Raw genomic sequence first — 13,332 nt, 5'->3', positions numbered from 1 at the left:
CCGGGCGGGCGGCCCCCCCCGGGGGGCCCCCGGGGGGGGGGGGGCGCCCCCCCCCGGGCCCCCCCCCCCACGACGAGGCACACGCCTCGCACCACCGGAAGCTCTCCGGCCGCCGCGCGCGGCACCGAGCCAACACCCCTGAGGAGTTCCACGATGAACGCTCACACGCGCTCTCCCCGCCCGTCGCGCGGCATGCGGCGCGGCGCCGGCGCGGCCGGCCTCGCCGTGTGTCTCGCCGTGATCGGCGCCGCCCCGGCACCCGCCTCGGTCCCCCTGAGACCGCCGGCTACGAGCCGAGGATCACTCGTCCTGGTCGGCGGAGGCCTCAAGGACGACAACACACAGGTCTACGGCGAGATCATCCGCCGCGCGGGCGGCCCCGGACGGGCCCGCATCGGCGTCCTCACCGCGGCTTCCGTCCCGGCGAGCCAGGACCCGAACGCGGACGACCCCGCCACGTGCAGCAACTCCGCATGCAACGGCGCCTACTACGCCGGCCTGTTCAGGCAGCACGGTGCCGCCGACGCCCAGTGGATACCGGTGGACCTGGACCACCTGGCCAACGCCGAGTCCGACGCGGTGGTCGAGCAGATCGACTCCATGACCGGCTTCTTCTTCGGCGGCGGCGACCAGTACCGGTACGTCACCACCCTGCTGCACGGCGACCGGCACACCGACTCCAAGGTGCTCGCCGCGATACGCGCGAAGCTGAAGGCGGGTGCGGTCGTCGCCGGCTCCAGCGCCGGCGCACAGATCGCCTCCGGCCCCGACATGCTCACTGGCGGCGACTCCTACCCGGCGCTGCGCGACGGCAGCCACCCAGGCTACTTCGACGATCCGGCGGTCCTCGGGTACCTCCCCGAGGGCGGTTTCGGCTTCTTGCGCTCGGGCCTTGTCGACACCCACACCGGTACCGCAGGGCGCGAGGGCCGCTCGCTGCGGCTGGCTGCGGACACCGGCCACGACCTCGTCTACGCGCTCGACGAGGACACGGCCCTCGTGGTGGACCACGCCGGCAGCAGTCGCGAGCGAGTGAAAGTGATCGGCAGCCAGGGCGTCAGCCTTCTGGACCTGTCCGGGGCCCACGCGGGCGAAGGTCCCGCGGGCTGGCACCTGCACAACGCCCGCTACACCTATCTGTCATCGGGAGACAGCTACGACCCGGGGGCCGGGACGGTGGCCACACCGGGCAAGCGGGCCCTGGCCCCGACCTCGCACGATCCGGTGCCGTCCAACACGGATGTCTTCCACTCCCCCGACAACACCGAGGGCGCGCCCTACAGTCTGCGCGGCACGGCCCGCGCGCTGGCCTCGTCCACACTGCACACCGCCACGGCGACCACGTACGAGGACAACCCCCGCTTCACCGTCACCCTGGCCGAACCGCACGGCTTTCGTCCGCTCAGTGCGGACGGCCACACCCCTCATACTCTGGTGGGTCTGCGCCTGGACATCGACGCCGACCAACCAGGCGCCGGAACGCAGCGCTAAGGTCGATCAACCTCTCCTCCCGCAAAGGAACCGTTCCATGGCCAAGGGCAACCTCGCCGACCGCGTCCGCCAGCAGCTGGGCCGGCTCAGCCCCGCGGAGCGCCGGGTCGGCAGGGTGCTTCTCGCCGACTACCCCGCCGCCGGCCTCGAGACGGTGGCTCAGCTGGCCGAGCGCGCCCGCGTCAGCGCACCCACGGTGCTGCGGTTCGTGGGCCGCTTCGGCTTCCGCGGCTTTCCCGACTTCCAGGCCGGACTGCGCGCGGAGCTCGAGGAACGCAGCGCCTCGCCTCTGTCCTTGTACGAGGCCGTGGAACGCGGCGCGAGCGAGCAGGAGGGCGACGAAAGCCTGCTGCACCAGGGCCGCCGGATCTTCACGGCAGCCCTCGCGCAGACGTACGACGAACTGCCCCCGCACGACCTGGAGCGTGCCGTCGAACTCCTCGGCGACCCCAAACGCCGGATCACCCTGACCGGCGGCCGCTTCACACACCACCTCGCCCAGTACCTGGCACTTCACCTGATGCAGTTGCGCGACGGCGTCTCAGTGCTCTCCGAGCGCACCGTCGAAAGGACCGCCGCGCTGACGAACTGGGGGCGCCGCGACGTCCTGGTCGTCTTCGACTACCGGCGCTACGAGCCCGACAAAGCGGCACTCGCCGCGCTCCTCCACGAACGGGGCGGCCGGGTGGTTCTCTTCACGGACCCCTGGCTGTCGCCCGCCGCCGCTCACTCCGAGGTGGTGCTGGCAGCGCAGGTGTCCGCCCCTTCTCCCTACGACAGCCTGGTGCCGACCATGGCCCTGATCGAGACAGTGGTGACCGGCCTGGTGCGGTTCCTCGGTGAGGAGGCGCACGCCCGGCTCAAGGAGGGCGAACGAATGGCACGAGCCACCGGCCTACTCGGGTAGCGCTCAGCGAGGCGACGGGGCCGTCAAGGAGCCGACGCCAGGCAGCTCGATCGGTGCTCCCGGCACTGCCGGCCAGGACAAGCTTGCGCAAGCGGACCGACGAACTCCCGGCGGCACGGCGATCAACATCGGCATGCCCCGCGATCAACATCGGCAAGCCACGCAGCGTCCCAGCTCGATCCCCCCAGGCGGAGGGAAGGCTTCGCGCGACGATCTCCGGCTGCTGGCCGTGAGTCATGCCTGGCCCCGTCGGTGCCGGCCGGCCCGGTGGCGTGCCGCGCGTCCTGCCGGGCATCGAACCGGGCGTCCTCGAGGGCCGCCGCCGCGGCGACGGCATCCATGCATGTCCTCCGCCCGGCGCCGGACGACGCGGCGGCCGATGCGGGCGGGGTCGACCGGCTCCCGGGGCGCGGCGGCGCGCGGGGCGCGCGTCCTGCGGGCGGTGCGCCGGGGCGGCCAGGGCGTGGTCGTCGGCGGCCTCGCATTCGTGGTGCGGATTCGGAGCAGGCCGCCGCCAGAGTGCTGTACGGCGGCCCGCCGAATGGATTGGCGCGCACGGTGTTGCCCAGCTCGTCTCGATCAGGTTTCACACAGTGGCGGGAGGTCCGCTGCCCTGGCGCGCGGTGTCAGCCGCCGGAGTGTGGTGTGAGGGGCTGGGGTTTGGCCGCCCACGAGGCGAGCAGGCGCAGGCCTTCTTCGGAGGGGGAGCCGGGTTCGGCGGTGTAGACGGTGAGGGTGAGGCCGGGTTCGGCTGCCATTTCCAGGCCTTCGTAGGCGAGGGTGAGGTCGCCGACGGCGTGGTGGTGGAAGCGTTTGGTGCCGGTGCCGTGGTGGCGGACGTTGTGGGCGCCCCAGCGGGTGCGGAAGTCGTCGCTGCGGGTGGAGAGTTCGCCGACGAGGTCGTGGAGATCTTTGTCGTGGGGGTTGCGGCCGGCCTCGGTGCGCAGGATGGCGACGGCGATGTCGGCGGCCTGGTCCCAGTCGGGGTAGAAGCGGCGGGAGGCGGGGTCGAGGAACTGGAAGCGGGCCAGGTTGGCCTGGTTGCCGGCCGTGGCGTAGACGTCGTCGTAGAAGGCGCGGGCGAGCTGGTTGGTGGCGAGGAGGTCCATGCGGCCGTTGCGGACGAAGGCCGGGCCGGCGGTGACGGCGTCCAGGACCCACTGCAGGCTCCGGTGTGCGGTCCAGGTCCGGGTGGTACGGCGACGAGGCCGGGTGAGTGCGTCGGAGCCGTCCGCGGCCTGCGCCAGGTTGAGCAGGTGGGCGCGTTCGGCGTCGTCGAGCTGGAGGGCGCGGGCGACGGCTTCGAGTACTGCGGGGGAGACACCGGCGAGGTTGCCGCGCTCGAGCTTGGCGTAGTACTCCACGCTCACATCGGCCAGGGCGGCGACCTCGCTGCGGCGCAGGCCCGGCACGCGCCGGCGGTTCCCGGAGGGCAGGCCGGCCTGCTCAGGGGTGATCTTCGCTCGCCGCGAGGTGAGGAACTCGCGGACCTCTGCCTGGTTGTCCACGCTTTCGACGGTACGTCGCGCCCGTGTCCACAGGGATGTACTGGCGGTACACCCCTTGATGGTGTCTGGCTACGGGTGCGAAGCGCGGGTTACCTGGATGACGTGGTGCTTTCCGCCCGGTCATCACGACGGGATCTTGCATCTGGCCCCGCACTCGGCGACGGCCCGGACATCCGGGACCGCACGCCTCGGCAAGCAAAGGAACCTCTCCCATGCGCGGAGCAATGATCTACGCCCCCGGCGACGTCCGCTTCGAGACCGTGGAGGACGCGAAGATCCTCAAGCCGACCGACGCCGTCATCCGCACGGCTGTGACCTGCGTGTGCGGCTCGGACCTGTGGCCCTACCGCGGTGCCGAGCCGATCGGTGACCCGCACCCGATGGGCCACGAGTACGTCGGCTTCGTGGAGGAGGTCGGCTCCGCGGTCACCTCGGTGAGGCCGGGCCAGTTCGTCGTCGGCTCCTTCGCGACCTCCGACAACACGTGCGCGAACTGCCGCAACGGCTTCCAGTCGGCCTGCCTGCGCCGCGAGTTCATGTCGACCTGCCAGGCCGAGTACGTGCGCATCCCCGACGCCCAGGGCACCCTGGTCGCCACCGACGAGGTGCCGGACGAGAAGTTCTGGCCCGGTCTGCTGGCCGTCTCCGACGTGATGGGCACCGGCTGGTACGCCGCCGAGGCCGCCGAGGTCGGGCCCGGCTCGACGGCCGTGGTCGTCGGAGACGGCGCGGTCGGCCTGTGCGGGGTGATCGCCGCGAAGGAGATGGGCGCGGAACGGATCATCGCCATGTCCCGGCACGAGCCCCGGCAGAAGCTGGCCCGGGAGTTCGGCGCCACCGACATCGTCACCGAGCGCGGCGAGGAGGGCGTCGAGCGGATCAAGGAGCTGACCGGCGGGATCGGCGCGGACAGCGTGCTGGAGTGCGTCGGCACCGCCGAGGCCATGAGCCAGGCCCTGCACTCGGCCCGGCCCGGCGGCAACGTCGGCTTCGTCGGTGTCCCCCACGACGTCGCCGTCGACGGGCAGGAGCTGTTCTTCTCCCACGTCGGCCTGCGCGGCGGCCCCGCCCCCGTACGCCGCTACCTGCCCGGCCTCATCGACCGGGTCCTGACCGGCGCGATCGACCCTGGCCAGGTCTTCGACCTCACCCTGCCCCTGGGCGAGGTCGCGGAAGGCTACCGGGCCATGGACGAGCGCCGCGCCGTCAAGACACTCCTCAAGCCCTGACCTGCCTGCCCTTACCCCGCCACCCTTACAAGGAGCTTTTCGTGCAGATCACCCGCAGCTCGATCGACACCGTCAAGGGGCCGGCTGACTGGTTCACCGGCGACGTCTACATCGACGCCGTCGCCGCCGCGCCCGAGCCGTCCCGGGTCACCGCGTCGCTGGTGCACTTCATGCCCGGCGCCCGCACCCACTGGCACCGCCACCCGCTCGGCCAGACCGTCTTCGTCACCGAGGGCGTCGGCCTGTGCCAGCGCCGCGGCGGACCAGTGGAGGTCATCCGCCCCGGCGACCGCGTCCTGTTCGAGGCCGACGAGGAGCACTGGCACGGCGCCGCCCCGAACCGGCTGATGGTGCATGTGGCCATCAACGAGGGCGACGACGACCACGCCCTCGTGCACTGGCTGACCCCCGTCACCGACGAGGAGTACGCCGCCGCCCCGGCCACCGACTGAAGCCCGGCGCCGCGCCACCCTGTCCTTCCAGCGCCCATCCCCGGTACTGCCGCGTGCGCGGCCCGGCAGCTCATCCGACCCAGCGGAGTGTGGAAAGACAAGCCCGTGCTTCACACCTTCCTCCGCGCTGTCCTGATCCGTCCCATGACGGCCTGCAACGATCAGCCACCGCCGCCGGACCGGCGAACGCCACCCGGGCCGTGAGCGTGATGTCGGGCGGCCTGACCCTGGCCAACGTCGTCGGCGTCCCCGCCGGCTCCCAGACAGGACACGTCACCGGCCGGCGCGGACTGTTCTGGGTCCTGGCCGCCCTTGCCGCCCTGGCCGCCGCCGTCATCGGACGCTTCCTGCCCCGCACCCCGCGGCGCGCACAGGTGTCCGTCCGCGGCGGGATCCGGGCGCTGCGCCAGGGCCGTCTGTGGCCGGCGCCGGCCGCAGCCGTCCTGATCATGGGCGGGGTGCTCGCGACCTACACGTACATCACCCCGCTGCTGACCGACCGGGCCGGCATCCCGGCCGGGGCCGTGCCGCTGGTCCTGGTCGCCTTCGGCGCCGGCGCGCTGGGCGGCACCGCGCGATCGGCGGCCGGTTGAGCGACCGGCGCCCGATGGCCACGACGATCCCGGCGACCGCGCCGGCCCTGCTCGCGCTGATCCCGCTGTCCACCACTCCGGCAGCTGCCGTCACCCTGATCTTCCTGATGGCCCTGACCGGGTTCACGATCAACTTGGTCGTCACCGCCCTCGCGGTCCGCTTCCCCGGTGACGCGCCCACCCTGACCTCGTCGCTGACCACATCCGCCCACAACACCGGCATCGCCGCCGGCTCCGCGCTTGCCGGCCGGGCCCTGGCCTCCTCGCTCGGCGTGACCGGCCCCGCGCTGATCGGCGCCCTCTTCACGGGCCTGACCCTGCTGCCGCTGATCGCCCTGGCCACCGCCGCCCAGCGGGGGACGACCCGGAACGTCACCCGGAACAACCCCGACGCTCAGATACCGGCACCACGCAGACCACCGAAGCCACGTCGACGCCGTCCTGAATCCGTCCGGATATCTGACACCCCGTTCAAGGAGAAAACCCCGTGAACCCCACCTACGACTTCACCGGCCAGGTCGCCTTCGTCACCGGCGCCGGCTCCGGCATGGGCCTGGCCGTCGCCCGCGCCTTCGCCACCTCCGGCGCCGCCGTTGCCCTCGCCGACGTCAAAGAAGCCGCGGTGCACGAAGCGGCCAGGGACCTCACCGACGCCGGGCACCAGGCCCTCGCCCTGGTCTGCGACGTCACCGACGAGGACCAGGTCGCCGCGGCCGTCGACCGCACGGTGGCCACGTTCGGCCGTCTCGACATGGCCTACAACAACGCCGGCATCCAGATCCCACCCGCCGACGCCGCCGACGAAGGCGCGGACCAGTTCGACCGCGTCCACGCCATCAACCTGCGCGGTGTGTGGGCGTCCATGAAGCACGAACTGCGGCACATGCGCGCCCAAGGCGGCGGCGCCATCGTCAACTGCTCCTCCCTCGGTGGCCTCGTCGGCCTGCCCGGCCGCGCCTCCTACCACTCCTCCAAGCACGGCGTGATCGGCCTGACCACCAGCGCCGCACTCGAATACGCCCCGCGCGGCATCCGCATCAACGCCATCTGCCCCGGCACCATCGACACCCCCATGGTCAGCGACATGATCGCCAAGGGAGAACTCGACCGCGCCGAAGCCGAAGCCAACCAGCCCATGGGCCGGCTCGGCACACCTGAGGAGATGGCCCAGGCCGTCCTGTGGCTGTGCAGCCCCGGCGCCGGCTTCGTCGTCGGCGTCGCGCTCCCCGTCGACGGCGGCTACACCGCCCAGTAATCACCCGGCGCAGCTCTGCGGTGCGTTCGGGATGGGCCATCCGCTGACGTCAGCGAGAAGTCGTCAACTGGTTGTCGCCTGCGCTGGTGGGCCATCCGGGTGACCTGGGGCCGGGACCGCGGTGTCCGGGAACGCGGCGCCTCTCCCGTGCGGAGGCCGTCCTGACCTGGCGATCGTACCGGCGGAACCGGCCCGGGACGCCGGGCTCATCGGCGCGGCGGCCGCCGCCTCGGCCCGTGCCACCGCACAGACCTGAGGTAGGGAAACGCGGCGACGCAGTTCCCCGGCGCGACCACGCTCGGGGGTTGAACGCGCGTCCACCGCTGCCCGCACCGACGGGTGAGGAAGCAACCGACGTTGGCGCACCGGGTCACTGCCCCTCCACCGGTGCCGCCGTCGGCGTCGGGGCGGCGTCCGCCGATGTGCCGGCCGGGCAAAGGGTCGCCGTGTCGCGCGAAGGAACGGTGTTCGGGGCCACCACCGGGGACCGGGAGGTCGGCGCCCAGCGGGCTCACGACTGAACTCGAACTAAACTTAACCGGTTTGGTCGTCACGGTTGAACGGGCGGACCATTCGCCCTAGCCTCTCTCCCAGTCGCCGATCGTGAGGCTCGACCAAGCCGCCGTTATCCGTGGCGAGTTCGGTGAATGGTCTCCATTGGCGATTGAACGTCCCGCCGACCGGTGAGCCGCTGATCACCCTCCGGGCGGCGGAATGTCACATCGGCTCGCGCATTTCGCTCTTACGTCTTCCGGCGCGCCGCCGGGGTCGACGCGTGCCGGTGGTTCGGTCACACACTGAATAGCAGTGCTGCGCGCGCCGGCGCGACTCGCGTCGGCGGCACGCACCATCTTCTTGGGAGCAGTGGATGAGAAGGAAACTGGCCACCGCGGCGGGCGCGTTGCTGGCCCTGGCGGCTTCGGTACTGGCCGCACCGGCCCCGGCTCAGGCGGACACCCAGGCCGCGGCGGGGTTCCACGTCACCGACGGGCGACTGCTGGACGCGAACGGCAAGGAGTTCGTCCTGCGCGGCGTGAACCACGCCCACGCCTGGTACCCCACCAGGACGGCGCAGGCGTTGAAGGACATCAAGGCGCTGGGCGCCAACTCCGTGCGCGTCGTCCTCGCCACCGGTGACCGCTGGACCAGTAACGACACCGCCGACGTCTCGGCCGTCGTGGCTCAGTGCAGGCAGAACCGGCTCGTCTGCGTCCTGGAGGCACACGACACCACCGGCTACGGCGAACAGGACGGGGCCGTCTCCCTCTCGCGCGCCGTCGACTACTGGACCAGCGTCAAGGACGCGGTGCAGGGTCAGGAAAAGTACGTCATCCTGAACATCGGCAACGAGCCGTACGGGAATTCCGGTTTCTCGGCCTGGACTTCCGACACCGAGAACGCCATCGCCCGCATGCGAGCCGCCGGATTCCACCACATGCTCATGGTGGACGCCCCCAACTGGGGTCAGGACTGGTCCTTCACCATGCGCGACCACGCGCCGGAGGTATTCGCCTCCGATCCCGAACACAACACCGTGTTCTCGATCCATATGTACGGCGTGTTCAACACCGCCGAGAAGGTCCAGAGCTACCTTTCCCGGTTCACCTCGCAGCACCTTCCCATCGTCGTCGGGGAATTCGGCAACATGCACTCCGACGGCGACCCGGACGAGGACGCCATCATGTCCACCGCCCAGCAGTCGGGCGTGGGCTACCTCGGCTGGTCCTGGAGCGGCAACGGCGGCGGCGTCGAGTACCTGGACATGGCGACCGACTTCGACGCCTCCCGGCTCACCGCCTGGGGGCAGCGGATCTTCACCGGCCCCAACGGCATCCGGCAGACCGCCAAGGAGGCCACCGTCTTCACCGACCCCGGCTCGCCCGGCGGCAGTTGCGCGGTCGACTACCGCCTGAGCGACTGGGGCAACTGGTTCAACGCGGACGTCACCATCCGCAACACCGGCACGACCACCGTCAAGGGCTGGCAGCTCGCCTTCGCCTTCCCCGGTGGCCAGCGGCTCAACTCGGTCTGGAACGCCAAGGCCGTGCAGCAGGGCAGTGAGGTCCGGGTGACCGACGAGTCCTGGACGGAGACGATACCGGCCGGTGGCACCGTCAGCTTCGGCTTCAACGGCTCCTCGGCCAACGGCACCAACGGCGTCCCGGCCGCCTTCAGTCTCAACGGCGCGGCCTGCGCGAGGAGCTGACACGCTCCCCGGTATACCTGAGGGCCGCGTCCACGGGGACGCGGCCCTCGATCATCGTCAGGACGGGCCCGCTCCCGGCGCCGGCGCGGTGGAGCCGCGCGGGATCAGTGACGGCGTCGGCACCTGGTGCCCGCCCGTGTGCGTGCCGGCGACGACGTCGAACAGCACCCGCGCCACCTCGGCGCCGAAGTGGTGCACGTCATGGCTCATGGCCGACAGCGTCGGATGAGTGATCCGGCACAGCTGCGAGTCGTCCCACGCGAGCAGCGACAGGTCGTCGGGGACGGTGAGCCCCATCTCCGCGGCCACGCCCGCTCCCGCGACCGCCATGATGTCGTTGTCGTAGACGATGGCCGTGGGCCGGTCGGCGGCGAGCAGCAGGGTCCGGGTGGCGCGCGCGCCCTCCTTCTCGTCGAAACCGGTGCCGATCTGCCGCGCCTCCTCCAGGCCCAGTTCCTGGACCGTGTCGGCGAAGGCACGCGCCCGGATGGCGCTGTGGCCCAGGTCGTGGGGCCCGCCCACCCGGGCGATGCGTCGATGACCGAGCGCCGCGAGGTAGCGGACGGCCTCCGTGACCGCGGACGCGTCGTCCGTCCACACCGCGGGGAAAGGGCCCGTGAGGGACGGGTGACCGACGGCGACCGCGGGCATGCCCAGACCCTGCAGGGAGGGCACCCGGGGATCGTCCTGGCGGAAGTCGACCAGGATGGCGCCGGCGATCATCCGGCCTCTCCACCACTCCTTGTAGAGCGCGATCTCCTCGTCGAGGTCGCGCACCAGCCGCAGCAGCAGCGAGCAGGAGCGCTCCGCCAGGACGCTCTCGATGCCGGATATGAAGTCCATGTAGAACGGCTCCAGGCCGAGCAGCCGGGCGGGGCGGCACAGGGCGAGCCCGACGATGTCGACCCGCCGGCTGGACAGGCTGCGGGCGGTGGCGCTGGGGGCCCAGCCCAGTTCCCTGGCCACCGCGAAGATCCGCTCACGGGTGGCCTCGGAGACACCGGGCTTGTGGTTGAACGCCAGCGACACCGCTCCCTTGGACACCCCGGCGCGAGCCGCGACGTCCTTGATGGTGACGCGTTCCGGTGAGCTGCTCACACCATGTCCACGCAGAACAGGGCGGCTCGCACGGCGTCGGTCGTGACGGAGCCGCAGCCGCTGAGCCGGATGCGCGTGCGCTCGCCGGGCAGCAGGGTCTGACGGCCGCTGTCGCAGGAGGCGGCCGGGTCGAGCCGGTCGGGCTGGAGCAGGAGGTCTCTGACAAGGGTATGGGCGCTCACCACGACGTCGACTCTATCCCCCTGCCCTGGCACCGGCTCCACAGTGACGTCATAGACCGGGCGGGGGTGGGCGAACTCCTCGTCCCGCACCGGGAAGTGCAGTGCACGCAGGGCCTCGCCGCCCTCGTCGCCGTCCGAGCGGGCGTCGGCCACCAGGAACTCCTTCGCGGACCGCTCGTCCGGTGTGAGGGCCGGGGGGACGGCGATCCGGGCCACGGAGCGCGGCTCGGCCGACGCCTCGACGACGGTCTCGGCGACCGTGGTGCCGTCGGCCTGCATCCGCCGCAGGGTCACCGAGGTCCGCCAGGGCGTGGCGGCCTGGTTGATCACGGCGAGAACCAGGCTCCCGGCGTCGGGTCGCAGGGTCAGCAGCCGGTCGGCGTAGACGCGGCGCAGCTCGTGGAGGAGCGGCTTGGGGCGGCCGTCGCCGTCGATCGCGGACCAGGAAGAGACCGGCCAGCAGTCGTTGAGCTGCCAGACGATCGTGCCGGCGCACACCGGCCAGTGCGAGCGCCAGTGCTCGATGCCCTCCGCGACCGCACGGGCCTGCACGAGCTGGGTGAGGTAGTGCCAGCGGTCGAAGTCGTCCTCGGGCAGCCGGAAGTGCCGCGTGACGCCGCGGTTCAGCTTGCCGTTGCCGTCCTCGGCCTTCTGGTGGTGGAGCATCCCGGGCGAATCGGGGGCGAGGTCCTCACCGGGCAGGGCGCGGCGCAGGGTGGCCAGGGCGGGCGGCGCCTGCCAGCCGAACTCGGCGACGAAACGGGGCACGCTCGCCCGGTACTCGGCGTAGTCCTGGCGGTTCCACACCTCCCAGGAGTGGTGGGTGCCGTGGGCGGGATCGTTGGGGTGGTGGTCCCAGGAGCCAGACCAGGGACTGCCCGCGGTGTAGGGGCGGGTCGGGTCGAGCTCGGCGACGATGCGGGGCAGCAGACCGAGGTAGTACCCCTCCCCCCAGGAGTCGCCCGCGAGCGGTGCCTCCCAGTCCCAGTCACGGAAGCCCCACAGGTTCTCGTTGTTGCCGTTCCACAGCACGAGCGACGGATGCGGCATCAGCCGGACAACGTTGTCGCGAGCCTCGGCCTCGACCTCACCGCGCAGCGGCTGCTCCTCCGGATAGGCGGAACAGGCGAACAGGAAGTCCTGCCAGACCATCAGGCCCAGTTCGTCGCAGGCGTCGTAGAAGGCGCCGTCCTCGTAGATCCCTCCGCCCCACACCCGGACAAGGTCGACGTTGGCCCCGGCGGCCTGGGCGAGGCGGGCGCGGTAGCGCTGGGGCGTCACCCGGGAGGGGAAGGCGTCGTCGGGGATCCAGTTGACACCGCGGGCGAAGATCCGGACGCCGTTGACGACCAGGGTGAAGGCGGTGCCGTGCTCGTCGGGTGAACGGTCGAGTTCGATCGTGCGGAACCCGATCCGCCGCCGCCAGGTGTCGAGCGGGCCGGTCGCGTCGCCGAGGGTGACCTGAAGGTCGTACAGGGGCTGGTCGCCGTAGCCGCGCGGCCACCAAAGGCGGGGGGCGGGTACGTCCAGACGCAGGACCGCCTCGTCGCCGCTCAGCTCGGCCTCGGCGTGCACACCGGCCACTTCCGCCCGGGCACGCAGGGTCCGGCCTCTTCCTGGTGCGGTGCGCTCGACCCGCAGGCGCACCTCGACCCGGCCGGTCCCCTCGGCCACGGTGACCGAGGGGCGCACTTCGGCCAGCCGCGCGGTGGACCAGTGCTCCAGCCGGACCGGCCGCCAGATACCCGCGGTCACGAGCGTGGGCCCCCAGTCCCAGCCGAAGTTGCAGGCCATCTTGCGGATGTACTGGGACGGCTCGGGATAGACGTTGGGCCGCTCCCCCGTCACGGCGCGAACGGCCGCGGCCTCGTCGTACGCGGAGGCGAACCGGACCTCCAGTTCGCCGGTGCGCCCGGTGACGTCGAACCGGTAGGTGCGGTGCATGTTGCGCGTGGTGCCGAGGGGCCGGCCCCCGAGCGTGAGGTACGCGGCCGTGTCGAGCCCCTCGAAGACCAGATCCGTGCGCTCGTGCGCGCTGTCGTGATCGAGGTGCCGGACGTACGTCCAGGCGCGGCGCCCCACCCAGGCGACGTCGGTCTCGTTGCGACCGAGGTAGGGATCGGGGATGACCCGAGCGGCCAGCAGATCGGTGTGGACGCAGCCGGGAACCCTGGCCTCCAGCAATCCCTCCCCGTGACGCAGACACCAGCCGTCGGTGAGCTGGGTGACGTCCTTCATAGTGCGGCTCCAATCGCCTGACGCGGACCGGTCGACGGACAACGGCGGACAACCTAACCCGCTGATCAGGACCATGTCCATAAACCGGTCTACCTACGTAGCCGTAGGCAAGGCACCGGAAAACAGCACGTGGAGCCAGCGCAGCGGATGCGATGGTAACGATTGAGCATCAC

At 71.6% G+C, this 13,332-nt stretch carries 11 protein-coding genes; 8 read left to right on the top strand and 3 right to left on the bottom strand.

The genetic code is table 11. The features are described from left to right. Positions 1 to 153: 153 nt before the first annotated feature. Together LG395_RS38310 and LG395_RS38305 are read left to right on the top strand one after the other, a co-directional pair. Positions 154 to 1,491: a cyanophycinase gene (locus LG395_RS38310; RefSeq protein ID WP_225813795.1), complete on the top strand. Its 1,338-nt coding sequence runs from the start codon at positions 154 to 156 to the stop codon at positions 1,489 to 1,491. A 37-nt stretch (positions 1,492 to 1,528) separates the two neighbouring features. Beyond that, the gene (locus LG395_RS38305) at positions 1,529 to 2,398 is read left to right on the top strand and encodes a MurR/RpiR family transcriptional regulator (protein WP_225813794.1); all 870 of its coding nucleotides are present in this window, start codon (positions 1,529 to 1,531) and stop codon (positions 2,396 to 2,398) included. A 626-nt stretch (positions 2,399 to 3,024) separates the two neighbouring features. Here LG395_RS38305 and LG395_RS38300 read toward each other — a convergent pair. Continuing rightward, positions 3,025 to 3,906, bottom strand: a complete 882-nt coding sequence (locus LG395_RS38300; RefSeq protein WP_225813792.1) for a helix-turn-helix transcriptional regulator — start codon at positions 3,904 to 3,906, stop codon at positions 3,025 to 3,027. A 212-nt stretch (positions 3,907 to 4,118) separates the two neighbouring features. Here LG395_RS38300 and LG395_RS38295 point away from each other — a divergent pair, with 212 nt between their 5' ends. The 6 genes from LG395_RS38295 to LG395_RS38270 all read left to right on the top strand — a co-directional run bounded on the left by LG395_RS38295 (position 4,119) and on the right by LG395_RS38270 (position 9,641). Further along, positions 4,119 to 5,135 (top strand): zinc-dependent alcohol dehydrogenase family protein, encoded by a 1,017-nt coding sequence (locus tag LG395_RS38295; protein ID WP_225813790.1) that lies wholly within the window; start codon positions 4,119 to 4,121, stop codon positions 5,133 to 5,135. 41 nt (positions 5,136 to 5,176) lie between these two features. Continuing rightward, positions 5,177 to 5,587, top strand: a complete 411-nt coding sequence (locus LG395_RS38290; protein ID WP_225813788.1) for a (R)-mandelonitrile lyase — start codon at positions 5,177 to 5,179, stop codon at positions 5,585 to 5,587. Between the two features lie 209 nt (positions 5,588 to 5,796). After that, positions 5,797 to 6,180: an MFS transporter gene (locus LG395_RS38285; RefSeq protein ID WP_372463521.1), complete on the top strand. Its 384-nt coding sequence runs from the start codon at positions 5,797 to 5,799 to the stop codon at positions 6,178 to 6,180. A gap of 14 nt (positions 6,181 to 6,194) precedes the next feature. Then, positions 6,195 to 6,671, top strand: a complete 477-nt coding sequence (locus LG395_RS38280; RefSeq protein WP_263983548.1) for an MFS transporter — start codon at positions 6,195 to 6,197, stop codon at positions 6,669 to 6,671. Next, positions 6,668 to 7,435 (top strand): SDR family NAD(P)-dependent oxidoreductase, encoded by a 768-nt coding sequence (locus LG395_RS38275; RefSeq protein WP_225813782.1) that lies wholly within the window; start codon positions 6,668 to 6,670, stop codon positions 7,433 to 7,435. Before LG395_RS38280 ends, LG395_RS38275 begins: the two co-directional genes overlap by 4 nt. Before the next feature lie 868 nt (positions 7,436 to 8,303). Then, positions 8,304 to 9,641: a cellulase family glycosylhydrolase gene (locus tag LG395_RS38270; RefSeq protein WP_225813780.1), complete on the top strand. Its 1,338-nt coding sequence runs from the start codon at positions 8,304 to 8,306 to the stop codon at positions 9,639 to 9,641. 57 nt (positions 9,642 to 9,698) lie between these two features. Here LG395_RS38270 and LG395_RS38265 read toward each other — a convergent pair whose 3' ends face one another. Together LG395_RS38265 and LG395_RS38260 are read right to left on the bottom strand one after the other, a co-directional pair. Further along, positions 9,699 to 10,739 (bottom strand): LacI family DNA-binding transcriptional regulator, encoded by a 1,041-nt coding sequence (locus tag LG395_RS38265; RefSeq protein ID WP_225813778.1) that lies wholly within the window; start codon positions 10,737 to 10,739, stop codon positions 9,699 to 9,701. Continuing rightward, complete coding sequence (locus LG395_RS38260) at positions 10,736 to 13,159, bottom strand: glycoside hydrolase family 2 protein (RefSeq protein WP_225813776.1); 2,424 nt, start codon at positions 13,157 to 13,159, stop codon at positions 10,736 to 10,738. Before LG395_RS38260 ends, LG395_RS38265 begins: the two co-directional genes overlap by 4 nt. Positions 13,160 to 13,332 lie beyond the last annotated feature (173 nt).

It is taken from the genome of Streptomyces spinosus (genome assembly GCF_020400655.1).
GTDB lineage: Bacteria > Actinomycetota > Actinomycetes > Streptomycetales > Streptomycetaceae > Streptomyces > Streptomyces argyrophylli.
This window is presented reverse-complemented; position numbering and strand designations above follow the sequence as displayed.

Bases quoted from the DNA above. Each gene is read 5' to 3' on its own strand.
- LG395_RS38305 (WP_225813794.1), top strand. From the start codon at position 1,529: ATGGCCAAGGGCAACCTCGCCGACCGCGTCCGCCAGCAGCTGGGCCGG.
- LG395_RS38285 (WP_372463521.1), top strand. From the start codon at position 5,797: ATGTCGGGCGGCCTGACCCTGGCCAACGTCGTCGGCGTCCCCGCCGGC.
- LG395_RS38270 (WP_225813780.1), top strand. From the start codon at position 8,304: ATGAGAAGGAAACTGGCCACCGCGGCGGGCGCGTTGCTGGCCCTGGCG.
- LG395_RS38260 (WP_225813776.1), bottom strand. From the start codon at position 13,159: ATGAAGGACGTCACCCAGCTCACCGACGGCTGGTGTCTGCGTCACGGG.
- LG395_RS38310 (WP_225813795.1), top strand. From the start codon at position 154: ATGAACGCTCACACGCGCTCTCCCCGCCCGTCGCGCGGCATGCGGCGC.
- LG395_RS38280 (WP_263983548.1), top strand. From the start codon at position 6,195: ATGGCCACGACGATCCCGGCGACCGCGCCGGCCCTGCTCGCGCTGATC.
- LG395_RS38295 (WP_225813790.1), top strand. From the start codon at position 4,119: ATGCGCGGAGCAATGATCTACGCCCCCGGCGACGTCCGCTTCGAGACC.